At 34.7% G+C, this 24,136-nt stretch carries 25 protein-coding genes; all 25 read right to left on the bottom strand.

What is annotated here, in order from left to right; all coding sequences use genetic code 11:
• Window positions 1-1,027: 1,027 nt before the first annotated feature.
• Window positions 1,028-1,474 carry a CPBP family intramembrane glutamic endopeptidase gene (locus DN392_RS27990; protein WP_098505330.1) on the bottom strand — a complete coding sequence of 149 codons (447 nt, stop codon included), beginning with the start codon at window positions 1,472-1,474 and terminating at the stop codon, window positions 1,028-1,030.
• Between the two features lie 458 nt (window positions 1,475-1,932).
• The gene (locus DN392_RS27985) at window positions 1,933-4,077 is read right to left on the bottom strand and encodes a type IA DNA topoisomerase (RefSeq protein WP_149238201.1); all 2,145 of its coding nucleotides are present in this window, start codon (window positions 4,075-4,077) and stop codon (window positions 1,933-1,935) included.
• Window positions 4,078-4,432: 355 nt separating this feature from the next.
• A complete protein-coding gene (locus DN392_RS27980; protein WP_098839622.1) occupies window positions 4,433-5,017 on the bottom strand; it encodes a type III toxin-antitoxin system ToxN/AbiQ family toxin in 585 nt (194 codons plus the stop codon).
• Window positions 5,018-5,267: 250 nt separating this feature from the next.
• A complete protein-coding gene (locus DN392_RS27975; protein WP_149238200.1) occupies window positions 5,268-6,293 on the bottom strand; it encodes a DUF3991 and TOPRIM domain-containing protein in 1,026 nt (341 codons plus the stop codon).
• A gap of 81 nt (window positions 6,294-6,374) precedes the next feature.
• The gene (locus tag DN392_RS27970) at window positions 6,375-6,926 is read right to left on the bottom strand and encodes a metal-dependent hydrolase (RefSeq protein WP_149238199.1); all 552 of its coding nucleotides are present in this window, start codon (window positions 6,924-6,926) and stop codon (window positions 6,375-6,377) included.
• A 21-nt stretch (window positions 6,927-6,947) separates the two neighbouring features.
• Window positions 6,948-7,934, bottom strand: coding sequence for a hypothetical protein (locus DN392_RS27965; RefSeq protein WP_149238198.1), 987 nt, complete (start codon window positions 7,932-7,934; stop codon window positions 6,948-6,950).
• A gap of 63 nt (window positions 7,935-7,997) precedes the next feature.
• The gene (locus DN392_RS27960) at window positions 7,998-9,170 is read right to left on the bottom strand and encodes an ArdC family protein (RefSeq protein WP_149238197.1); all 1,173 of its coding nucleotides are present in this window, start codon (window positions 9,168-9,170) and stop codon (window positions 7,998-8,000) included.
• The gene (locus DN392_RS27955) at window positions 9,167-9,376 is read right to left on the bottom strand and encodes a DUF5511 family protein (protein ID WP_149238196.1); all 210 of its coding nucleotides are present in this window, start codon (window positions 9,374-9,376) and stop codon (window positions 9,167-9,169) included. Before DN392_RS27955 ends, DN392_RS27960 begins: the two co-directional genes overlap by 4 nt.
• Window positions 9,377-9,398: 22 nt before the next feature.
• The gene (locus tag DN392_RS27950; protein ID WP_149238195.1) at window positions 9,399-9,827 is read right to left on the bottom strand and encodes a DUF5514 family protein; all 429 of its coding nucleotides are present in this window, start codon (window positions 9,825-9,827) and stop codon (window positions 9,399-9,401) included.
• Between the two features lie 32 nt (window positions 9,828-9,859).
• On the bottom strand, window positions 9,860-10,507 hold the full coding sequence (locus tag DN392_RS27945; RefSeq protein WP_149238194.1) for a hypothetical protein: 648 nt from the start codon (window positions 10,505-10,507) through the stop codon (window positions 9,860-9,862).
• A gap of 103 nt (window positions 10,508-10,610) precedes the next feature.
• Window positions 10,611-10,952 carry a PALP domain-containing protein gene (locus DN392_RS27940; protein WP_098210661.1) on the bottom strand — a complete coding sequence of 114 codons (342 nt, stop codon included), beginning with the start codon at window positions 10,950-10,952 and terminating at the stop codon, window positions 10,611-10,613.
• A gap of 20 nt (window positions 10,953-10,972) precedes the next feature.
• The gene (locus DN392_RS27935) at window positions 10,973-11,668 is read right to left on the bottom strand and encodes a hypothetical protein (protein WP_149238193.1); all 696 of its coding nucleotides are present in this window, start codon (window positions 11,666-11,668) and stop codon (window positions 10,973-10,975) included.
• Between the two features lie 63 nt (window positions 11,669-11,731).
• A complete protein-coding gene (mobP2, locus tag DN392_RS27930; RefSeq protein ID WP_149238192.1) occupies window positions 11,732-13,276 on the bottom strand; it encodes a MobP2 family relaxase in 1,545 nt (514 codons plus the stop codon).
• An 18-nt stretch (window positions 13,277-13,294) separates the two neighbouring features.
• The gene (locus DN392_RS27925) at window positions 13,295-13,900 is read right to left on the bottom strand and encodes a hypothetical protein (protein WP_149238191.1); all 606 of its coding nucleotides are present in this window, start codon (window positions 13,898-13,900) and stop codon (window positions 13,295-13,297) included.
• Window positions 13,901-13,916: 16 nt separating this feature from the next.
• Entirely contained in the window at window positions 13,917-14,198 is a 282-nt protein-coding gene (locus DN392_RS27920) for a hypothetical protein (protein ID WP_016097309.1), read from the bottom strand.
• Window positions 14,199-14,473: 275 nt separating this feature from the next.
• Window positions 14,474-15,331, bottom strand: a complete 858-nt coding sequence (locus tag DN392_RS27915; protein ID WP_098819254.1) for a hypothetical protein — start codon at window positions 15,329-15,331, stop codon at window positions 14,474-14,476.
• The gene (locus DN392_RS27910; protein ID WP_000926955.1) at window positions 15,328-15,603 is read right to left on the bottom strand and encodes a DUF5513 family protein; all 276 of its coding nucleotides are present in this window, start codon (window positions 15,601-15,603) and stop codon (window positions 15,328-15,330) included. Before DN392_RS27910 ends, DN392_RS27915 begins: the two co-directional genes overlap by 4 nt.
• Before the next feature lie 88 nt (window positions 15,604-15,691).
• Window positions 15,692-16,300: a hypothetical protein gene (locus DN392_RS27905; protein ID WP_149238190.1), complete on the bottom strand. Its 609-nt coding sequence runs from the start codon at window positions 16,298-16,300 to the stop codon at window positions 15,692-15,694.
• Window positions 16,301-16,322: 22 nt separating this feature from the next.
• Complete coding sequence (locus DN392_RS27900) at window positions 16,323-17,456, bottom strand: bifunctional lytic transglycosylase/C40 family peptidase (protein WP_149238189.1); 1,134 nt, start codon at window positions 17,454-17,456, stop codon at window positions 16,323-16,325.
• A 1-nt stretch (window position 17,457) separates the two neighbouring features.
• The gene (locus DN392_RS27895; RefSeq protein WP_149238188.1) at window positions 17,458-19,392 is read right to left on the bottom strand and encodes a VirB4 family type IV secretion system protein; all 1,935 of its coding nucleotides are present in this window, start codon (window positions 19,390-19,392) and stop codon (window positions 17,458-17,460) included.
• Window positions 19,393-19,408: 16 nt separating this feature from the next.
• Window positions 19,409-20,077, bottom strand: coding sequence for a hypothetical protein (locus DN392_RS27890; protein WP_000861558.1), 669 nt, complete (start codon window positions 20,075-20,077; stop codon window positions 19,409-19,411).
• Window positions 20,078-20,142: 65 nt separating this feature from the next.
• Window positions 20,143-20,457, bottom strand: coding sequence for a DUF5592 family protein (locus DN392_RS27885; RefSeq protein WP_149238187.1), 315 nt, complete (start codon window positions 20,455-20,457; stop codon window positions 20,143-20,145).
• A 2-nt stretch (window positions 20,458-20,459) separates the two neighbouring features.
• Window positions 20,460-20,663: a hypothetical protein gene (locus DN392_RS27880; protein WP_016085098.1), complete on the bottom strand. Its 204-nt coding sequence runs from the start codon at window positions 20,661-20,663 to the stop codon at window positions 20,460-20,462.
• Window positions 20,660-20,938, bottom strand: coding sequence for a hypothetical protein (locus tag DN392_RS27875; RefSeq protein ID WP_085782958.1), 279 nt, complete (start codon window positions 20,936-20,938; stop codon window positions 20,660-20,662). The genes DN392_RS27880 and DN392_RS27875 overlap by 4 nt, the downstream gene beginning before the upstream one ends.
• Window positions 20,935-24,108 (bottom strand): pLS20_p028 family conjugation system transmembrane protein, encoded by a 3,174-nt coding sequence (locus DN392_RS27870; protein ID WP_149238186.1) that lies wholly within the window; start codon window positions 24,106-24,108, stop codon window positions 20,935-20,937. The genes DN392_RS27875 and DN392_RS27870 overlap by 4 nt, the downstream gene beginning before the upstream one ends.
• Window positions 24,109-24,136: the final 28 nt, after the last annotated feature.

The raw sequence follows: 24,136 nt of genomic DNA, 5'->3' as shown, positions 1-24,136 counted from the left end.
TGCACTTCCTGTTACAACCATAGCATAGCGTTGGTTCTTTTGGAACTATAGCTAAAACATTATAGGCTTGTCCAAGAACTGAACCATAGCATAGCGCTGGTTCTTTGAGAATTATAGCTGTACCAGGTAATCTACAAGAGTACAATCTACCATAGCATATTTTGAAACTATAGCTCTTTATCTGTGTAATGGAAACGAATCATTACCATATCATAGCGTCGGTTCTTTTGGAACTATAGCTGTATATACAATCTTGTGAAGTCTATTCATACCATATCATAGCGTTGGTTCTTTTAGAACTATAGCTCATTTAACGATGGTGTTTTCTCTAATTTAACCATATCTCTTAGCGATTTTTCTTTTGGAACTATAGCAAATTTGTTACACGTTGACTCATTATATAGTCCATATCATAGCGTTGGTTCTTTTGGAACTATAGCACATGTTCTCTATCGGTTCACATCGCGTATACCATATCATAGCGATTTCCCTTTCGGAACTATAGCCCTGACATCGAAATGGATGATGCTTTCTCGACCATATCATAGCGATTTTTCTTTTAGAACTATAGCATCTTCATAGTAATTTTGTATCTCATAAAACCATATCAAAGCGATGCTTTATTGGAACTATAGCTGTTTAATGCTGTGAGTGACACGTATCTCCACCATATCAAAGAGGGCTGATACAAAATATTCCTAAAAACAAATTACTTTCAAAATGAAATTGGATTATTTTATATATAGTTTTAACCAATAAAATATGTTCCAAACATAACTACTCTTACATATCATTGTTTTTAGCATTTCCTTTACTAACCTAAAAAATATTGTAATTAACTATTACAAATACCTCGTATAGCGCTATGATAATTTAATACATACAAAACAATAGCAATTCACACTTTCCATGTTCTTATATACATAACGAAACGTTTCAAATCAAGACTAATATAGTGTTGCACAATCGTTGTTCTTCAAAAAAATTACACATTTACACATGTGTAAATGTGTAAATGTGTAATTTTTTAATGTAGATTTGTAGCCAAAAATACAAATGAATTAAATGCAACATGTGCTACTATTGGCACTTTTATGTCCCTAGTCTTTTCATAACTCCATGCATATAAGCAACCATTCACAAAGTAAGGGAAGAAGAACCAATCAAAATGCACGGCTGCAAAGATACCATTAGCAATGACAATCGCTGTTGTACGATTGATTCGTTCAAACAGTTTTTCTATTCCAAACGGTAGAATCTTTCTGAAAATCCATTCTTCAATTACAGGAGCAATTAATAGAGGAACAATTAAATAGAAGATATTCAATTCCACTTTTGTATTTACCTGCTCTGTATTACCTGTATCAATTCCGAAATAGCTCTTTATATAGGAAAAAAAAAGACTGGACACGATAGTAAGCCCAGTCGTCATTAACACCCACTTTCCCTTTTCTACTACTCTTTTTATATTCAACTTTATTCCCTCCTTACGTATTACAGTTGTATGTTTCGTGATTAAAATACACTTCTCAATACATTAAAACTCCCTAACCCAAAACAATTTTTCTATATGTAGATGGTGTGATTCTTCACATAATCTACATATAGAAAAAATCATTGTATTCCATTGACTACCATACTTTTCCTCAGTATAATGACGTTATACGGTGTATTAAGTAATAAAAACATTTTTTTGCGAAAATATTATACCTTTACCCTACTTTTAACTAAGAAGTAGAGCAAAGGAGAAAAAAATGATTAATTTCTATTTCAAAAAAAGTAAAGACAATGTAGAAATCAAGTTTTCATGTAACTTCGAAAAAATCATTTCTATATTACTAGGAACATCTACATTAGTAGATGCATTTCTGAATTTACTTTAAATAAAAAACTGCAACTTCTGTTGCAGTTTTTTATTTATTTCTCCCCCTCTTACTTCTTACTTGCAAATTCAAATGTGATCTTTCCGCTAGAATCGAGCTTCAAATACGCATCAAATTCTTTGCCTGATTTCCCTTTCATTCCTTTAATCAATCCTGTTTTCTTACCCGTTAATAATTTTTTAACGTTTGCTTCGCTTATTTTCTTCGTTAAAAATTCGCTCGGAAGAGAGAATTTGCAACCTTCTTTATAACCTGTACAGCCGTAAAACGTTTTGCGATTCGCTATGTCTTTGCCACATTTCGGGCATTTCCCTACGGAATCCTTCGTTTTCATTTCTTGTACTTTGCTATCTATCTGAAGCTCACCAATCGACTTCGTAGCATTTACGATCAGCTGCTTAGTGAATTCCCCTGTCTTCGCAACAAATACCTCTTTAGAGCCTTGTTTCTTCCCGATTTTACGCAAATACCCTTCCCATTGCGCTGTCATTTCGGGCTTCGCTAATAACGTGCCGTCCACGGCTTCGCAAAGAATTTCACCTTTCGGTGTAACTGTCACCTTATTCTTTTTCACTTCTATATATTCTTGTTTTTTGAGCGTTTCAATAATGCCAGCTCGTGTTGCTTCCGTACCAAGTCCCTCTACTTCTTTTAGGATGCTTTTACTTTCTTCATCCTCTACTGAAGCACCGCACGTTTTCATTAATGTAATGAGTTGCCCCTCTGTATAGGGCTTTGGTGGTGTTGTAATACCCTCTTTCGTTTGCATCTTCCCTTGTACAAGCTCGCCTTTTTGCACTACAGGAAGGAGGGATTCCCTGTCTTCGCTTTCTTCTTCGCTAGGCTGATCCGCTTTGTATAGTTCTTTCCAACCTAACACTTTTTCCGCTTTTCCTTTTGTCGTAAATTCCAATCCATTCATATCTGTTGTAATAATCGTTTCCTCATATTCGTAAGGCGCATGGAACATTCCTAACACACTTTTTAACACTTCCATATACAAGTTGCGCTGCTTGTCCGTTAATTGATCTACCTTTTGTTTCGAAGGAACATTTTTAGTCGCTATAACGGCATAGTGCTCCTGTACTTTTTGATTATCGACGTAGCGTTTATTCGGCTCTAATGATTTTGGTTGGAAGGACACTCCTACAATAGATTGATATCCCTCTAGGTTTCGTACCAAATAAGCAAATTCATTTTCTGTAATGAAATTACAGTCTGTTCTTGGATAGGTCACAAGTTTTGCTTCGTATAACTCTTGGACAATTTTCAGCGTATCAGCTGGTGAATACTTGTACTTTTTGTTCGCTAAAGCCTGTAGGGAAGAAAGAGAGAACAACTTTGGCGCTTCTTGTTTCTTCGGCTTTACTTCCACGGATTTAACCGCTCCTTGCTGATTCCCGCCTTCAGACAGCTGATGTTTCTTCAGTAGCAATTCCACTTCGTTTTTTGTTTGGAATCGCTCTTTGTATCTTCCCTTATATGTTCCATTCATCCCTTTAAATTGCCCTTCTAATTCAAAGAAAGGGGATGGCTTAAAGTTTTTAATATCCTGCTGCCGTTGGTTAATGAGACATAAAACAGGGGTTTGAACACGCCCAACGCTGTAAACACCTTGTACGCCTTTTTGACGTAATAACAGCGTATATAATCGGCTTGCATTCATACCAATTGCCCAATCACTAATTTGCCGAGCCTGTGCTTCAGCAAACATACTCTCAAACTCCGAGCCTTCCTTCAAGTTCTGGAATCCCTTTTTTATTTCATCAACTTCTAAACTATTAATCCAAAGACGTTTCATTTTTTTAGATGAACAGCCCGCTTCTTGAATGATTAAACGTGCGATCGCTTCGCCCTCTCTATCAATATCTGTTGCGATTGTAATACAATCCGCTTCTTTCATTAGTTTCTTTACAATGTTGAACTGCTTTCTTTTATCAGCTGATACTTTATATCCGTAGCGATCCGGTAAAATCGGCAATTGTGACATATCCCATTGTCCCCACTCCGCTTTATAGTCTTGTGGTGCTTTCAACTCCACTAAATGCCCGTATCCCCATGTAATATTCGCTCCATTGGGCATTAAGGAACAAGGCGCAATAGAAAAGTATCCATCCTTCTTCTCTGCTTTCGGGAATGCTTCCGTGTATGCTTTCGCTTGTGATGGTTTCTCCGCAATAATTAATGTAGTCATGTGTATTACTTCCTCTCATTTATAATTTTTTAGTGAAAAACAAATAACATAGCGCTATGATTCCTACGATCTAACAAAAAAAGAGCAACATATCGCTATGTCGCCCTTCAAACAATCTCTAACAAACAAAAAAAAGCAGGAAGAATAATTCTCCTGCTTTTACAATTCTTATTTAATCATCGTTCTTTTATTTTATATCATTACGAAGGTGAACGAGTAAGAACTCCGCTGAATATGTCCCTATTTCTTTTCATTTATATCATTACGGAGGTGAAACAGAAAAAGAACTCCGCTGAATTGATATATACTAATTATATATTGTTTTTGTTGAATTAACATCTTTTATTTTGTTTTTTTATCTCTCGCGCCCCATTTGACGCATATATGCCATTCTTCTAGCTTTATCTCTTTCTTTAGCTTGATCTCTGCCTTTATATTCTTGGCATTTTTCTTCTAATTTAGTGAAATCACAACAAACTCCTTTTAAGAATTTCTGTTTATGCGAAGGCTTTCCTTGTACAGTTACATCTTTATATACTTTTTCCACCTTATTAGTAACTCGATCCATATTTTCTTTTAAAAATAAATACTGTTTTAACATCAAATTACCATACTGAGGGTCTGCTGCTGTTTTTTCTGCTATATCAATTTCGTTACACTCTTTTTCTGGGACTGGAATCATGTTATTGACCAATAAAACCCCAATTCGCTTCTCATCATTATCGAATAATTTTACACTGACCTGACTATTAAAATTTTTATCGTTACGTGATGTCAAAGGTACAAAATAATCATGACCATTGATTTTTTCCAATACACCTACATACGGTCTACTATGCTGTTCATCTTTATTAAAAGGTACTTTACTATCCGTTTCTCTTAAATAATCTATATATTCAGTTGAAATGGTGTAAAATTTAGGATTATCTTTATTAGCCAACTTTCTTCTCCCCCTAGAAACAAAAAAAGTAGGAAGAAAACTCTCCCTACTTTTAAAATTCTTTTTTAGCGCCTACTACGGTAAGGCTACACCAATTTTTTGGTACTCACTACGGTAGAGTTACACCAATTTTTTCGCACCTACTAAAGTAAGGTTACTCTAATTTTGTACCTTTATTATATGCGGTTTACTAATAAAAATCAACATTTTCAACTTCATTTCACACATTTTAAAATTACATTTCGATTATTTATCTCTCTCTGCCCATTTGTTGTAAATAAGCTGTACGTCTTCCTTGTTCTCGTTGATTGGCTACTCGCTTGCATTCATCGTTCCAATCCCATTTTTTCTCTTCAGACGGCGCTTGCGGATATTCAGGTTTAAACGCAACTATGCTTCCATCATTTTTTTCATATCGAAAATGTATCAATCTCTCTACAAATGCCTTTCCTGCTTTATCATTATCTACACACAGCGAAAGAGTATCAGGAACATCACCAATTCGCTCACAAGCCTTCATATAATAATTAAATACTACTTGTGGTTTAAGCCCCTCCATACTAATTAAATGAGTATCTTTTAAATTATGCTTATGTAATGTGGCATAGCTCAAAAGGTCTATATCTGACTCATAAAATTTCAAGTTCCGCGGTTCACCGTTTAATACATTAAAACCATAGTTAGCCGTAGAGTTTTTTTGTATACTTTTCCACGCCCCACGTTTGTATTTATCCGATTTTACAACTCCTTGCTCTGATCCACCCATTACCGCTCCCGTTTCACGGTCTTTCCAAAGGAACAATACATTGTTGTACTTATCTTGCTTAATGAGTCCTTTTTTATGCAATGCATCTACAACTTGCGGATCAATCTTTCTTTCCTCAGTCAGATATTCCCTTGCTCTATCAAATAGAGATACTTCTTTTTGTTCGAAATGCTCATAATCATAAGGCTCACTCACAAATGTAACTTCTGAAGCTTTTTCATAGTCCTGTTCTCCGTCCAGTAATCGCTGCATCGCCCCAGGGAACGAAGCATCTTCTACCTCCTGTACAAACTTAATAATATTCCCGTTAACCCCTCTACTATTCCAGTAGAACTGATTTTTCTTCCTATCAATGATTAAGCTATCGTGTTCCGCTAAACGGTAATAACGTTCACTGTCAGACTTTACAGGGATATCGTTTTGCATACAATAATCCACAATATCAAGAGATGTTGCCTTTTCAATTTCTTCTTCCGTATATCTTTTGGTATTCTTCTTTTGTTGTTCCATGAAAATTCCTCCATTAAAAAAAGACCATGCATTTTTTCACATGGTCTTTTTCGATTTATTTATATTTGTATTTGTTCTGCTTTAACTAAATAACGCTTTAAAGGATTCTAAAATACCTGAAGTTCCAAGTTGAAAACTTGCCATTCCATACGAATACAGTTCATAAATGACTACGATCGTACTAATCATTAGAATCATTTTTTCCGCTATACCGTTATAGCTGTAGTAAAAAACATGGAATCCGCTTTGAAAATTTCTATTGGATAATGGCAGCAGCCACTTAATTCCTTTTTTAGAGAAACTGTCTTCCACTAAATGTAGAAAGTATCCTGCAAGGATGCACATACCATTCGTAAGGGTCAATGGTGTCATCCCGACTGCAAATAAAATAGGAATCAACACAAGCACTAAACCAAATAGTGAATGAGTGATTCCTCTATGACCAAATACCATATTCATTAAGTCCGATACTCCACGAGTTCTTCTGCCAATCCATGAATGTTGTTCATCTATATCAGGCAACAAAGCCCCAAAACTAACCGCTATAACATTCCCAACCATAAGGTTGCCAGTTGATACCAAGACAGGCAGGGCGACCGCTAGGCTTGTTGTCAGATGCGTTTTATACTTCATTTGTTATCCCACTTTCTTATATTAATAATCCCGACCAAGCATGTGTTTCATCATATAATGTTTTCTTGCCTGTTCCCTTGTTTGCAATATTTGCTGTTGTTCTTCCTCATGGACTGTATCCTTCCCAACATATCGCTTTGCAACTTCAGGGATGGTTTTTGATTCTTGTACCTCTATAGCGCCATGCTCTTTCATTACCGAACCCACCATTTTAGCGGATTCCATTTGAAAGACTTCTTCTGTTTTGGTTTTGTGGTCATTTACAATCTCTTCTACTGGATTGAAATGAACTTCTCCATCTTCAATCTTTTGTTCCTCAATAAAACGAATAGGAGCAAGGCGCTTTTCTTCAACATCTTCGTAGCCGATTGTTGTATAATAAGCATCTTTGCTCTCTACTTCTTCAGTACTCACCTCTTCTGCCACCACATATCCATACCCCTCAAAATGATAAGCAGCTTCATCCTGCTGCAAAGGTTTCCCTGTCGATTCACAGTAAATAACCATATCTTCATTTACAGGATAAAGCCCTTGATACTCCACATCACCATTCATAATTTCTTTGTGTGATTTAGTAATTGAATGATTGATATGATTAACTGCTTCAAATACAGAATGGTTAAAATTAAATTCAATGTCACTGTCTGATACATATTCAGATAGGCACTCCACTTTCATATTTTGTTGTCTATCTGTTGAAACTTTCGCAATTGGCGTATCATAGAATTCTCCTTGAATAAGTTCAGCTTCATAATACGGTTCAAGGTAATCTGCAATTTGATTGAAGTTTTCCATTTCTTTTTCCGTTCCACATCTATTTACAACAGATAATAATTCCCCTAAACTCAAACGCATATCAGGATGAACTTCTTCGATTACTCGATTGTCTTCAGACAGTTGAATTTCGTAATTCTCCCAGTGCTTGTCTAAATCAATACCTAATTTCTCTTCAATTTCTAGAGCTGTTTTTTGTTGAATGTCTGTTACTACTTCATGGTTATCTATCATTTTTTCTCTTCTCCTTATTAGTTGAAATTTAAAATAAAAAAGAACACCTATTAAGGTGTCCTCTTACCTCTCCATTTGTTGCATGTATGCCATACGTGCAATCCTTCTTGTTTCTTGCTGTTTTATAGCGGCTGCATCTACATCTTTTTCCGTTTTATTAGATAAAAAATAGTCAACCTTATTCTGTTGTTCTTCAGAATTAGATTGACCTTTTATATCACCATTATCTTGTTCCCTATTCTTTTCGCTCTCTCTTTGCAATTCAGATATCTTCTTGTCGATTGTATTTATAAAGCTACTTGCTGTTTCATGAACACGCATAATGGATTTATCTTTCTCTTCTATATCCTGTCCGTTTTTTGTCCATTGAGCGATATAAGGTACTGTTGCTTCTCTTGTATCCATACCATAATGTTTGCACACAATATAAGATGTTAGCTCCGCTTCAAACTCTTCTGTAGGGGCATGTTCTAGTGAAGCAACCTTTTTATTGTGTAACTTCGCATGAGCTAATTCATGAATTGCAACAGATAATTCATTTGTCTCAGTGTTCCTTGTATTCATCACAATTTGAGCAAAAGATGAACCTGCTACTTCAACATATGCGCCATGTATAGTCCCTAATTCTTTAATCAATGCGCCTTGTCCCATATCTTTAATTTTAATATTTTCTTTCTCAGCTAATGCATGAATACCAATCTTTAATAACTCTTTATTCTCTTCATTTACTTCAAAATCAAACTGACGATTCGGGAATATTTTAGGCAAATCCTCAGGTGTAGCATTTGTTTGCGAAATATCAAACGCTGTAGCTTTCAAGTAATAACTTGTTTGTTTTTCTACTTTAAATTCTCCACTTTTCACCTGTTTCTTTTGTTCCTCTGTTAAATTTTTTAGCGGAATTGCTAATTTTGTCTTTGGATCTCTCACATATTCCTTTATATAAGGATGAAAAACCTTCATTGCTTTTTCACCCTTATTCACATGGAATCCAGCATCTTTAAACGCTTTAAAATTCGCACATGCATACGCACTTTCAAATTGCGACCTAATCAACTGCATGTTTTTAGGAGAATAATTACTAAACTTCGCCATGAATTCAGCCAACTCGATCATATCTTCAGTGGATTCATAGTACTTCGTAATATCGGTAAGAACCTTGTCCATGATTTCTTGTGTTTCTTCTTTAATTTGCTCTTTTGTCTTAGGTGTATATTTCTTTTTTGTGTAGGTCATTCGCAAATTAACCCTCTTTCTTCATCATATTTAACAAATGGTAAACTATCATGTTCCGCTGCTCCTTGCATAAACTCGACATAGGCTGCCGCTTCTTCTTCAGAAACTTTTACGATAACTTGCTTATTAAATAAATATTTACTTAGATGAACCTCATTCTTTACTTGGTCAACATGATCAATCATATAAAAATTATTTTGAGACATATTACACACTACCTTTCTATTATTACAACGCTAATTTGAAGTATATTTTTTCGTAACTTTTCTTCCCTTTGCTCCAGGATAAATTCCAATCTTGTAATGACCCCGCATAAACTTCTTTAAATTTTATAATTGGATTTTCCATTGATCCCTCAATTGCAATTCCAAAACCTTTGTCATAAGTAGAATCACTCTCATGCTTTTTCCATAATTCAAACTCTGTAATTTTATATTTCTTAGCAAAATCAATAACCGTTTCGAGTATCCAATTTTCATTTACTTCTTCATTTATTATTTTTTCAAGATCAACTTCGAAACAATCACCATAATCATCTTCTCTTGTTAGAAAATGCGTTTCACCTTTCTGTATGTATTCTTCAATTATCCTTCTATTTTCTTCATTCCGACTAAATCTAACAGTCGAAACAATTGAATAAAACACCTTACATTTCATTTCTCATCTCTCCTTATATAACTATTTAATATTTATTCTCCTTTTAATCGTTTGATTTCTTCCCATTCTTCTGCGGTAAACGAACAATTTTCATTATAATTTAACTCCTTAAGATTGATATGTTGAATATATTTCTTTACCATAGGGAAAGAAAATGCATTAAGCCCTGATATGCCAATCCAATCTAATTTTTCAAAATAATAATCAATACTATCTTCTGTTAAATATCGATTCATTGATAAAATATCAAAATTTATTTCTCCTGTTTTTTCATATTGTTGAATAAAAGATAGAGACAGCTTTTGTTCACCTAAAATGTAATTCCAGTCTAATTTATCCTTATGTGCATGAATGAATGTTTCACTTAATGGAATGTAACAACCAACTCTTTCCCAATCCCACTCATCAATGAATTTTTCCAATATATCTTCCGTTACATGTTTATTACAAGATAAATTCCCCCAAAAATTTTCTAGATGTTGGTATTTTTCTATCATGGAAAGCGATAACTTTTGATTTCTTATAATCATATTTTTATCTAACGAATCAAAGTGTTTCTCTATGAATGACTCTGAAAAAGTTTGATGCACATAAATTTCAATCCAATCCACATTATCTCTATTTTCCATAATAAAATCTTCGCTTAACCCTGGTTGTTTTGATATTTCTTCCCAGTTCATACGTTTCACCTCTCTGCATGTATTCTTATATTTTCTTCATTCCGACTAAATCTAACGGTCTAAACGATTGAAGAATAAACTTTTTTATCCATCATTAATCCCCCTATAATTTGATTAGTTTAAATTTAGAACTACATATTGGACACACTAAATTATTATTTGATTCAATTATTAGTTCTTCCTTACAAACCTCGCATAATAATTTCGACATTTCCTTTCCTGTGTAGATCCATTCTGTTGTAACTCCACCTATACGTGCAATTTGTTCAATAACTTCATGTACTGGGATTCCAAATCCCCTTACCCATGAGTTTACTGTGCCTTTCGAAATTACCTTCCCATCCTTATTCTTAAGTCTCGTTCCGAATTCACTATAGCTTAGAGGTGGAATATGAGTATTTTTGATTTGTTCAATTCGTTTTCCAATTGCTGTTTTGTCTAGCACCGATTACTCACAACCTTCTATTATTTCAACCAAAACGTTTTAAATTTCTGTTCAATTTCTTTATCTTTTTTCTCATAGAGCTGTTTACTATTTTCAATCCATTCTTTTACTTTCTGATAACTAAGTGCACCTATTTCATCGAGTTCATAAATTAGCTTTTCAGTTTCCTCTACTGGTAAAAGTATTTCTATATCGGAAGAAACAAAATCATTATCTACCGCAATAGATAAGATTGTGTCATCTCTTCCCCATCCACCAACACTCGTGAAATATGGTGACCATTCTATAATGGATAGCAAAGTTAATAAATAATATTTATCAACTACCCCTTCCCATAAAGGAAGACTTGTACATTTTGAATTTAAAATTGCTTTCATAACTACATAGTTAGCTTCATTCATAGCAAAGTCTTTCCTATTTTTAAGGTATTCTAACCGTCCACTTAACAACGGAGCAAACTCATCCCAATGAGGTAAACTTGCTCTATCTTTATGAAATTCATAATTCGCAAATATCTTACGAGCAAAAATTTCGTCAACCTCCATTTCTAAAATCTCGTCAAGATCCATTTCACCTTTAAGAAACAAATCTCCATACCCAACGTTATAAAAACTTTTCCCTTCCATAACACGTTCATTAAAGAACAGTATATCTATTGGCGTATGACAAACTGATAAATCCAAATTCAACTCTTTAATTACCTCTAAAAAGTCCATTATAAATCCCTCCTAATTGTATAAAACAAAAAAGTAGATGTATCCAAACACCTACTTCTCATATCAATAATCCATTTCTTGTTGCCTTGCAATACGTTGTTGTACAAGCTCATATTCTCGTTCCGCTCGCCATTTTGTTAAGTCATCATTCAACGTTGCTTCGATATTCCTCACATCTTTTTTTCGTATTAATGGCGCTTTATATTTAGAATAATTGTGATTTCCCCCTCTGTTTTTTGACCGCCCCCTTTCATATTTCTTTTTAATCTGTTCGTTTTTTTGCTGAAATTGATACAGCGGATTATCTTCATAAGGGTTCTTTTTCTTTAATTCTTTTAGTAAGGAATTACCCATACGCTTCTGCATATCTTTCATTTGATTCTTTGCGTAATCCTTATCTTCCCTTTCCGTTTCCCCATATAAACCTTTTTGAAAGCTAGATTCTTTTTCTACAGCTTCCTTATATTCAGTGAAAATTGGATTGTCTTTCATCAACAATCCTGTCAGTTCATCAATCTTATTTCTTGTTTCATTCGGCATTCTTTTGCTGCCATATGTCCAATCTTTCTTGTTACTAGGTAATCCATCATAGATTTCTTGTAATAACATAACCTCCCTACTTGGTTGCTTATCTTTTGATTGTAAATATTCCTTTTTAACTTCTTGCACTAAGTTATTTCTTAGATTAGATATTCGACTTAACTCACTTGTACGATCTACGAGGGAATTCGCAAAGGTGGTTTTCATATGATCTAATGTACTTTGTTTTCGTTTCCCTTTTGGCTCATAAAAAACTTCTCCATCCACTTTCACTTCAACTAGTTTTCTTCTATTTTCTTTTTCTACTGTTCCGAAATGAACGTGAATATGTTCTGTATTCCGATGAATGGACGCAAACCAAAAACCGTTATTCTCTTCAATTTGTTCATCTTTGAATAACTGTTCCATCATCTTATGACTTGCATTTCGAATCCGATTTTCATCTAATACGTCCGTTACAGGATCATATAATTTTTGTTCGATTAAAAAATCTGTGTCAAATGAAATAACATCTTGATAATAAACCGAACCTTTATTTTGTGCTTTTCCCACCAGCTCTTTTATTTCATTTAAATCATTAGAGGTAATGACATTTTTATCTTTTGAGAAAACCCCCGACAAAATTTCTTCTGCTTCTATCTTTTCCTGCATTTGTTCAGGGGACAAATCTTCTATATGTTTATTGAGCAATGACATCTCTTCTTCTTCCGTTTTGGTCATTTTCTTTTTGCTTTCTAGCGCATATTTTCTTCCCATATAGCTAACATACTTTTCAAAATCAGTCGTAGTATTAAAACTGTTTGGAGAAGTTAAAAGCACTTTTGCTTCAGCTTCTTTTTCAGATACACTTACTTTCTTTTGATTAGAATGAGGACTTCCCCTCTCCATATCAAAAGAGTCAATTGCGTTTTGCAATCGACTCAGTTCGGTTAATTCTGTATTTGTTAAGGTAAGTCCATCTTTCAAAAGTGCTTTTTGTCTCATGCAATAATCTACATACGTTGTAAAACTCTTTTGGTTTGGAATGGTATATTGAGATGTTAATATGATACTTGGTGATTTTCCCATACATCATTCTCCTTCAAGTTATGTTAATTCATTTCGTCTATGTTCAGGGATTTGTTCCCACTCAATTTCCTCATACATGGTCTGTCCTAATCTAGAAATTGCCTTATGTGGTTTACCTTTTTTCATGACAATTTGTACATCATCCGTAATCATCGGTAATGTTTTCTTTGCAAAAGACGGTGTTTTACCTTCTCTCTGTATGTGTTCCTGCTCTTGCATATTTACTTCTATCGGTTCACGTTTAACAGTTCGAGAGAACTTACCTTCCGACTTCTTAGTAACAGCAGATGCAATTTCACTTTTAACTTCTTTCTGCAATTCTTCTAAACTTAAATTGCTCCCTGATCGTGAGATAAGTTCCATATTTAACTTAATTAATACATCCATTTGTTGTTTCATTGTATTAACAGATTGCGTTAAACCTTTCACTTCTTTTTTCAAAAGTGATACATCATCCTCGCCTTTTTCCTTCCTCATATCTTCATCTAACAATCCAATTGCTCGTCTAAACACATCCGCTTTAGTTTTGTACTCAGGATGCTGCTGCAAGTATTCCTCCACAATATCATTATGAATTCTAGTAATCTTAAACTTTGCTGTATCAGACAAAACCACTTCACTCATATTCTCTCTCCTGTCTTTAATTACGAGTAGCTAATTTCATTATTAATTCATTAGTTGCATCTATATACTCTTGTAACTTATTCTCTTGTCTTTCTAATGACACGGTAACATTGCCAACTGCTTCATCAAATTTATCTTGCTTAAACTGAAGCAAAGAATGTTCTACATCGTTTTGAATGAGACTTCTCAAGTATTCTGCACGAGTATACTTTCTCTTCAATTTCACACTTATTAATTCACACCTCTTATCAATATCTTTTATATATTTAGGATCAATACCTCTTAACAAGATGTCCATGTTATTACTTCCTTTCTGCTAAATGCATAACTAGAATAGTCGCATTTCCTCCTTTCTAGTTAAGAACTAAAGACAGTGATTAAAAGAGCATAAGGAAACCTGATATCACTTTGTAAACAAAGTGGTTAAATAGGCTGTGCCTATTAGGTTTCTGCTTCACTCAAATTGATATCACTATTCCTCTCTGAGTGGTCACTCAGTGGTCATATTTTAAGGATAGTGGTCATTCCGTGGTACTCGGTGGTCACTCAGTGGTCATTCAAAAACACTATTTTTTATATTGTTTTTTTCTTTTCGCTCAACAATTGAATTTTCTTTTCTTTCATTTTGATGTCTTCTTTTAACATATCAATTTCCTTTTGATGATTGTTAATAGTAGACTCATTTGAATTGATTGTGTTTTTTGTTTTCACTTTTTCGCCCTCTGTTTGGTACTCCATTTCTTTTGTTAACTTTTCATTTTTGATTTTTAATTGCTTCATAGCTGAAGCTTTATCATCTATTTTCTTCTCCATTTCTTTCATTTCTTTTCTCAATCCCTGTTGCGAAAATGCAAGATACTCTTTTTCATAGAAATCTTTCGATTCCTTTTTCAATTCTTTATTAATCAATTTTTCATTTTCTAAAACGTACGTTTTCAAGCTCCGTTCCTTTAGATCATCCACGTCCGTTTGCAATTCAGGATGAATATATTCAGGCTTCACAACCGAAGATACAACACCAAATTCTTCAGGAACATTTTCACTAATGACCACAATGTAGTTATCACTTGCCCGATAAACCTTCGTTTTCACGTTATTATCTTTTTGTTTAATGTATTTATTCTCTACTTTGTATTTCATATTACTTAGAATTTGAGAGTCATTATCTGCCCTTAACTCATAATCAATTCGTAACGTTTGATTGACTGGATTGTATTCTTTTTTTGCAACTGAAATCTTTACCGTGGAGGACAAACTCTGATACTCACCTATTTTCATTTCTTCAAATTTATATGTTGCTCCACTAAAAACAGGAGAAATACAAAGTACAAAAAACACTGTAAAAAAGCTTCCTAAAGTATATAAATACGCCTTCCTTTTTGTATTTGCAGGCTTTCTACCTTCCTTATTCATTCCAAAATTAAAATTCATTTTGTTGTTTCTCCTTTCACATTGACTACGCTCACTTGAGCGTGAATGTTTTCAAGTTTATAATTTGTATACTTTTCTTTCCCATTAACACTAGACTGATATTCACGTACAATGAGCCATTCCACTTTTTCCCCAAAGTTATAATCAAACCATGTTATTGGGATTTCAATAAACTTATCTTTTCGAATACCCTTCTTTTTTCGTAGACTTAAAATTAAATACCTACCTTCTTTTATATAATCATGATTGGGTTTTAGTTCACTCAAAAGCATGATGTTACTCCTTCCTGTTAGATTTATTTGTTAAACGAAAAGCCCCATACTAGTTAGTAAGGGGCTTTTCTATTACATCATTTTCTATTCATCGTTTCGCTGGATATGGATTATACTCTACAACTTTAATTTCTTCTCCTTGCTTTTCTAGCGTTATCTTTACAACACTGTTGATCGTTGTTTTTTTATTTTCTAATCCCTCAATTGTGTACTCCACATCAAGTAAAGCCGTACATTTCTTAGAAATATCACCTTCTGAATTAATGTATATCGTAGCCTTATTTACATGTGATTTGAAGTTTGGATCGCCTAAATCTTCTGTATTAGGTGCTACTACATCTACTACCTTTTTGTCCGTTATTTTTAACAAGTTGTTTCGTCTTTCGCCTTTATTTTGTACCGAGTAATCTAAATAAGCATGTACGAATTGATTTGCAACTTCTCTATATTTGTTTTGTAAATCTAATGTTGGATTACTTTCTTTTTTATTTTCGTCCGCTGCACCCTCATTTACTTTTTTACTTTCCTGCTCCAACTTCACTTTTAAATCTCCGATTTGCTTTTCTTTTTCCGCTACAGTCACATGATGTTTTTTATCCTTCTTTTCAAATTCTTTCTTTGTGCTATAACTCAGTATTCCGTTAAAAGCCAGTGATAAAATCAACACTACACCTAAAATCTTTGATAGATTATTCATTTATTTTGCACCCATTTCTTTTTTATTTTGGAACAACTCTTCTAATTCCTGCATAGTACTTTTGCCATCCTGCTGATGTAAATTGGTGATACCCTATTCCTGAACTTTCAGAATCATACATTGTATTTGCATCAACATATATCCCTACATGACTTACATGATCGGGCCCACCGTATGTCCCTTTGAAGAAAACTAAATCGCCGGGTTGTGCATCTTTCGGATCAACTTCTACAGTTGCATAGTATTGTTCTGATGCTGAACCATTTAAATTGACTCCTGCTGCTCTAAATGCCCAAGATGTTAATCCACTACAATCAAATCCCTGTGCAGGAGTTTTACCGCCCCAAACATACGGGTTTCCGTTATATTTCAAAGCTTCCTCCATTATTTTCTTAAAAGTTTCTGATCCATTTACTGGTGCAGTCCCGTTATTAAAACTTAAATATTGTTTCACCATTTCTGCATAATAAAAGTTACCGCCATTGATATAGCGATAACCACCGTTGTAAGCAATTGCTACAGGTTGACTGTATCCAATTGTTGTTCCATTCCTATTACCACCCGCAGGAGCAACAACTGTTAAAGAGTAATAATCAGCCGTTTGTAAAGAATGCGTTTTACTATTTGTCGCTAACCAATGCACATAATTACGACCAAAGTTATATGTTTGTACAATGGCTAACAAATCATTAATTCCTAGCATTTTCGCATCATCAAATGCGCCTTTTAAATGCATCACACCATAATAAATAGAGTCCTTCGGATTGGAAATCGTGTTCATTTTCCATCCTTGCGACTCACTAGACTGCATAATATCGGGTAGTTTTTCTGAAATACCATTGCTCTCTACCATAATGATTGCTAGCACATATGGAACTAGCTCTGGTACACCTTGCGCTGCACATTCTTGTTCCACCATTGATTGCCACCTCATGACCTCAGGTGGTAAATTCTGCACTGTCGCATTCCCACTTATGCCACCATTCGGTGTACCTGTAGAGCTATCCCCACCCAAAATCGCCATGCTAACAATTAAAAGAATCGTAATGGTTGCCGCAATTATTACTCCTGTAGAACCACCTAACAAGCGAACGAGCCATTTTATTCTTTTCACTTTCTTATACTTGTCTATTGCTGTTTCTTGTGTAGCTGCCATTTTACTGACCACCTTTAAAGCGTTCTAATTGCTTCTCGTCAGGATCAAACATCACGTTATATGTCTCAGTAGAACTTACTTGTACAATTGCTTCCCCACGTTTTAACTCAGGCAAGATACGAAACTCTGATTCTGTTAAACTCTCACCTAAAACGCTTTTTAAAGTCTCTAATACGGAGTTATCCATGTTCAAGAATATTTTGTATTGAGTTAATTCAAAGATGGCTTTCATTGTAGACACATCCACTGTACTTCCCGGTGGTGGTAACATTTCTTGCGGTGATTGTGTCGCAAAAAATATACCTGCAAAGAATTTTCGCATCTCACGTTCGAACTCTAGTACATAACGATTGGCAAATTCATTTTGCGAATTAATAATGTTATGACACTCATCAAGGAAAACCATGAAGTACTTAACGTCTTCTATTGATAAGTTTTTTTCTTCTCGTAAATACTTCATTTGACGACCATTTTTAAGCGCATGACTCCAAATCAAAGTTAAGGCGGTAAACAACTGACAGTTAAAAACTGATTTATCGTATTTTGAAATTCCATCAATATCAAAGAAAACGATCTGTTCATTTTCAAAGTTTTTAAGTGTTGTATGACCGTTAAACATATCACCGTACACCGTAATCATGTCCTCCACCTGCAATTTGATTGCTTCTAAATCACGGTGACGTTGTGGTGTTGCTCCCACTTCTAGCTTCAGCTCACTTAAATATTTATAAAAATCTTCTAAAATCGGATAGTGATTAGGAGGAAATCCCGTTACTTTGTACAGGCGATCGCTTCCCTTTTTAGGTACAAGTCCCCACTCAATATAGAACGCATACAAATGTTTACGAAACTCTTGAATCACCGTATCATCAAATTCTGAATTTAAGAATCGAACCATATTTGTGACTTTAGAAATATGTTGAATGAATGAACCTTTCTCATCAACTGCACCTGTATTTGTGATTTTTGTTGCGAATACTTCTAAAGGATTAATCATTCCTGTTTCTACTTCTTCCGAATCTTGAACCCCGCTTAAATCAATTATTTTACCGCCTTGTTGCTGTACAATTGTGTAATAATCCCTTGCTTTATCAAAACCACGAATGAAGCAATCTTTCGCAACCAATCCCTCTTCGATTTGTTTAAGTAGTGTTGATTTACCAGCACCCATCTTACCGAAGATAAAACCACTAAATGATGTTCTAGTACTTGTAGAGAAAAATGGGTCTAAAATAAATGCTCCACCTGTAGAAGTTTGTCCGAGATAAATTCCTCTTGGATCTTTTAAATCTTGGTGATGAAATGGAATACCGAAACCAATATTTTTTGAAGGTAAAGGATAACCATTTTTGACTCCTAAGTATTCTATTTGATCGTCATAGCTTGCAAACAATGTTTGCCACTCTTCTTTTTGTTTAAAGACATATACTTGTGCCTTATAGTTCTGTCCCGCAATTTCTTTCTTAATATCTCCAATTCTCTTCTCTAGTTGTTCTAACACTGGATCATATATGAAGATACGTAACTGTATGAGTTTAACAATTTCGCCTTGCTGCGTAATAGAACGAGCAAAGTCTGTTAAATTTTGTAGTTCCCAATGAGCATCGTCACGATCAGTAGAACGACGTTCTGATGTCATACGGTCTTTTAATTCAGTAATGGAACGGTTAATATCTTTTACTACTTCTTCTTTATTTGCTGTCGCTATGTCTACACTTGAAACGGTATCTTTATTGTTCATGAGTGCCGTTAGCCATAGCGGAGGAATGTCTTCAGCTAAAGAATACACATGTAAACATGCGACATAGCAATCGCCTTGCGCTATATACTTCTCATTAAATTTAATGCCACCTTGCGGCTGCACTCTCGAAATAAAATCTAAATCATATCCTTCAGCACGATATTTTTGTTGTTCTTTTTTCCCTAACTTCACCATTATTTGTTTCCTCCTTTTACATTTCTGAATTCATGTTTTGCAATTTAAAGATTAGCTTTTCAACTTCTTTCGCTTTCATATTCTGCAAGTTAAATTGACGTCCACCATAGCGCTTCATGTCCTTCACATTCTTCACTAACTCTGTTTCACTTTTTGCATACACAACAATAAAGAACGCCAATTCCTTTAAATTCTTTTCTACCCAAAGTACCCGATTTAAATTTTCAATTGCTAAACTGTAGCGTTGATACCATAATTGTTCTTCGTTTCTCTCTGACACATCTTGACTCATTCTCCCTTGATAACGTAGCGCCATGCGCTTCCAGTACACCTGTTGTTCTGTTGTTTCTGTAGAGTACGTTAGAGACAAAATTTTAAATGGTTCATGATACACACGACATAAACTAGTTAACTGATTCATAAATCGATTTAAATCATCTTTGTTCATAGAAATTAAGTCCGTAGTCTTTACCTTTAAATACACCTGCAAGTTGTCTCTACGATCCACTAAGACTCCTGTTTTTTGTTCCAGTCGTTTATAAGGTGCAACATCAACAATTGATGCATCCGTATTTTTAAAAGAAGCAAAGATTGTTGAAATAAAACTTTGGTTTCCATTACTTTTCTCTGACTCAACTTGTCTCTTTCGGTTTACTTTTTTAGATTCAACTGTCGCAACTTTCATCTTCATCTTTCCTTTCTTGAGATATAAAAAAAAGAGAATGCTATATTTGCACTCTCCTTTCATTCCTATTTCTTTTTTGTTTCGCTGCTTATGGTATTTACTTCAATTGGATGATAGTTTCTATTGTCCATCTTCAACATATCCAAAATCACAAATATATTTCTGTTTGTAGGACTGTTATGTGGTTTAATGCATAAGAACAATCCCAACGCTCCAAACAGCACATAAAACATAATCCTTCCAAATCCTCCGACTGGAACAACCTTCGGCATATAACTTGCTAGAACTAACATTAAAACTATGATTGCTCCATCCATGATATAAAAGAAGGCTAACTTAATTTCTTGCTTTGTATTTTTAGGATTACGCATCATTTCCATAATTAATCATGCTCCTTCTTATCTTTCTGTTCCTTGCCCTTACAAAAATCTCTGTCTAGATATTCAGCGTTTGTTACCGTTACCCACACAGGCTCTTTTTTCTTTCTTCTTTTAAAAATCGTAAAAATCTGTTTAAAAAAAGTTGCGATTATGCTTAACACAATCGCAACTCCTAACATCAAGATAGCAAATATCCAATTATTCATTTTAAAATCCCTTTTGCTTTCTCTCTATTTTTTGATGACTTGTTATTCGAGTGCAGATGGAGAGAAAAATAAGTTAGAAAGGAAAAAATAACAATGTAATGATATAAATGATCTAATTCAAAACTTATTTGAAAAACCCGTATAGCAACGGCAGCAAACAATCCCGCTATTATTATTAAAATACTAGCCTGTGATTCTCGTTGCTTCATTTCAAAGTAAATTCTTCTTTGATTCGCAATATCAATTACTTTCACATTTAACCCTCCTAATCTCATTTTCTACGCAATTGATCTGTCCGATTATGTTTACTTCCTCTTTGTCTTAATCCTGACTTTGTTCTTTCTACTACATTTTCTTGTACATTCACATCTCGTTGTACCGTGGTTGAGCCTGCTCTCACGGTATGATCTACTGCTTCGCTTCCTCTTACATTGTTTTGCACATTTACATCCCTTTGTACTGTTGTTGAACCTGCTCTTACACTACTTTCTACTGCTTCGCTTCCTCTTACATTGTTTTGTACATTTACATCACGCTGTACTGTTGTTGAACCTGCTCTTACTGTATGATCTACCGCTTCACTTCCTCTTACATTGTTTTGTACATTTACATCCCTTTGTACTGTTGTTGAACCTGCTCTTACACTACTTTCTACTGCTTCGCTTCCTCTTACATTATTTTGTACATTTACGTCACGCTGTACTGTTGTTGAACCCGCTCTTACAGCACTTTCTACCGCTTCACTTCCCCTTACATTGTTTTGCACATTTACATCACGCTGTACTGTTGTTGAACCTGCTCTTACATTACTTTCTACTGCTTCGCTTCCTCTTACATTATTTTGTACATTCACATCACGTTGTATTGTTGCTGCACCTGCTTTTATATCTGATGTTGCTTCATTGCTACCTCGAACATTATTTTGCACATCCACATCACGTTGTACTGTTGCTGCACCTGCTCTTACTGTACTATCTACTGTTTCGCTTCCTCTTACATTGTTTTGTACATTTACGTCTCTCTGTATCGTTGCTACACCTGATTTTGCATCACTATTGATTGTTCCTGTTCCACCTGTACTTCTTAATGTATCTTGAACGTTCACTTCACGCTGTACTGTTTGTGTCCCTGATTTCATATTTCCTTGCGATGCTTCAGTACTTCCCGTATTTCTTAATTTATTTTGCAATTCAATTTCTCTTTCTGCTGTCTGCCTTTCGCCTTTCACATTGCCTTGCGATGCTTCAGTACTTCCCGTATTTCTTAGTTTGTTTTGTAATTCAATTTCTCTTTCTGCTGTTTGTCTTTCGCTTTTCACATTGCCTTGCGATGCTTCAGTACTTCCCGTATTTCTTAGTTTGTTTTGTAATTCGATTTCTCGTTCTGCTGTTTGTCTTTCGCTTTTCACATTGCCTTGCGATGCTTCAGTACTTCCCGTATTTCTTAGTTTGTTTTGTAATTCGATTTCCCGTTCTGCTGTTTGTCTTTCGCTTTTCACATTGTTTTTTAGTTTGTTTTGTAATTCGATTTCCCGTTCTGCTGTTTGTCTTTCGCTTTTCACATAGCCTTGCTGCCCTTCATTTGAAATAGAAGCTACATTCGAACGATTAGCCATCTTAGGGCTAGCAGATGGCTCTATACCTGCATTTGCATTATTTTGAATACCTTTACCTATTGTATTAAGTGTTTGACGATCAGCGTTTTCTTGTGCCTTTTCTTTACCTTGCGCTTGACCACTTTTAAATTCACTTACAGTACCTTTTACACCGTCCGATACGCCTTTTGCAACGCCTGATACTTTTTCCTTCCCTTTATCAACAGCGCCACCAACAGTCTCAGCCACTTTATTTCCTGCATCATTCATCATGCCGCCAACTCCACGATTCGTAGCATAACTCAACGCAGCACCCGTATTTCTAGCAAATTTCTTCGCTTGCATACCGCCGCCTTTAGCATTATTCTTTTGTTCTCCATGTAGATCAGCACTCTCATGATTCGAGTCCATTTCAGAGCGTTTAGGCGTATCCTCTCTCGTTTGTCCACTTCCACCACTCATTAGGTTCTTCGCTCCACTAAACATACGACCAGCGCCCTTTATAGCTCCCTTCGCTGCCATAGCTCCGCCAACCATACCCATTAAGTGATTTTTTCCTTCTTTTAATCCAACATCAACACCAAAGTATTTTAAAATAGATTCTGATCCTTTAATTAATGCGATAGTTAAACAAACCATTGCTACGATATATAAAAATGCATTGATGTTTTTTTCTGCTAAATAGTTAACGATAATTGTATAGAATCGTAAATTTAAACCTGTAAAAGCAAATACTAAGAATCCTTTAAAGATATCCTGCATGACCATTTTTGTTTTTTCGCCCGTTTCAATATCCGTAACGAACACAATCGGGGCAATAATTTTCTTCATGGCAATTTCAAATATCGTCATCACAAATACAAAAACAGTAAATAAATAAGCAACTCCTAGAGCTAATAACCCCCAAAATATAGTCCCGAAGTTCATCGGATAACGAACATAACCCCCGGGGAATTGCGACTTAAACGGATTAAATACACTATCTTTTATTTCCTCTATTACTTCTTTATCTCCATCGTTTGTAATTTTGTAAGTTAAAAATTGAGTTTCTTCAGGAACTCCATCAACTTTTGCCAACTTATCTATAGTTTCTGGTATTACTACATCCCCCAAATTTGCTTTTAAAAAAATATCCTTTCCCATCCCATTTTTTTGTTTATGACCCGTAGATGAAACTGCTGGTTCATTTTCCTTTTTCCCTTGTATTGGATCAAACCCCGTTTTACTTAAATAAAGCAAATCCGCTGTATTCTGTTTGACTAAATCCCAAGCTAAACCATCTTTGGTCTTACTAGTGTTTGTCGTTTCCTTAAAGAAATCAGTGGATATTTTCTGCATATCTGCCATCAATTCATTCAATCCACCTAGTAAGCCAATCATTACAATGATGTTAACCCCTACTGATTTAAAACGTGGGGGCTTATGCTGAATGATTGTTCTAATCCCTAACCATACGACAACTAATACGAATAAGGCATAGAATAAACCCTTTATAATAGATGATGCAAAGTCATTTAATCCTGCATCTTTTAGCACATCGAAAAAAGAAAACGTGTCAGGAATTAGTCCTTCTAGCGCTGATACGATATAGAGTAATGTCTTTATTATCCCTCCTTGAATTGTTTGCCAAATAGAACCTAAAAAATCAGCATATTGTATCCAATCATTTTTTAAAAAGGCTATTGCTTTTTCTGAATCCACATCCTTAATTTGAAAAAAATCATACCAATCAAAAGCATATGCGATCGGTGTGAATGTAACACTAAAGATCAGTATAAAAAGTGTTAAAACTCCTACTGTCATTACCCTTTTACTTCTTATCAACCATTCTTTTATTTTCATAGTAGCCATTGCTTTTCTACCTTTCTGCTTGATTTCA

It is taken from the genome of Bacillus sp. BB51/4 (genome assembly GCF_008368845.1).
In the GTDB taxonomy this organism is placed as follows: Bacteria; Bacillota; Bacilli; order Bacillales; family Bacillaceae_G; genus Bacillus_A; species Bacillus_A wiedmannii.
The sequence above is the reverse complement of the archived record's forward strand: the minus strand, read 5'-3'. Positions and strand labels throughout refer to the sequence as shown.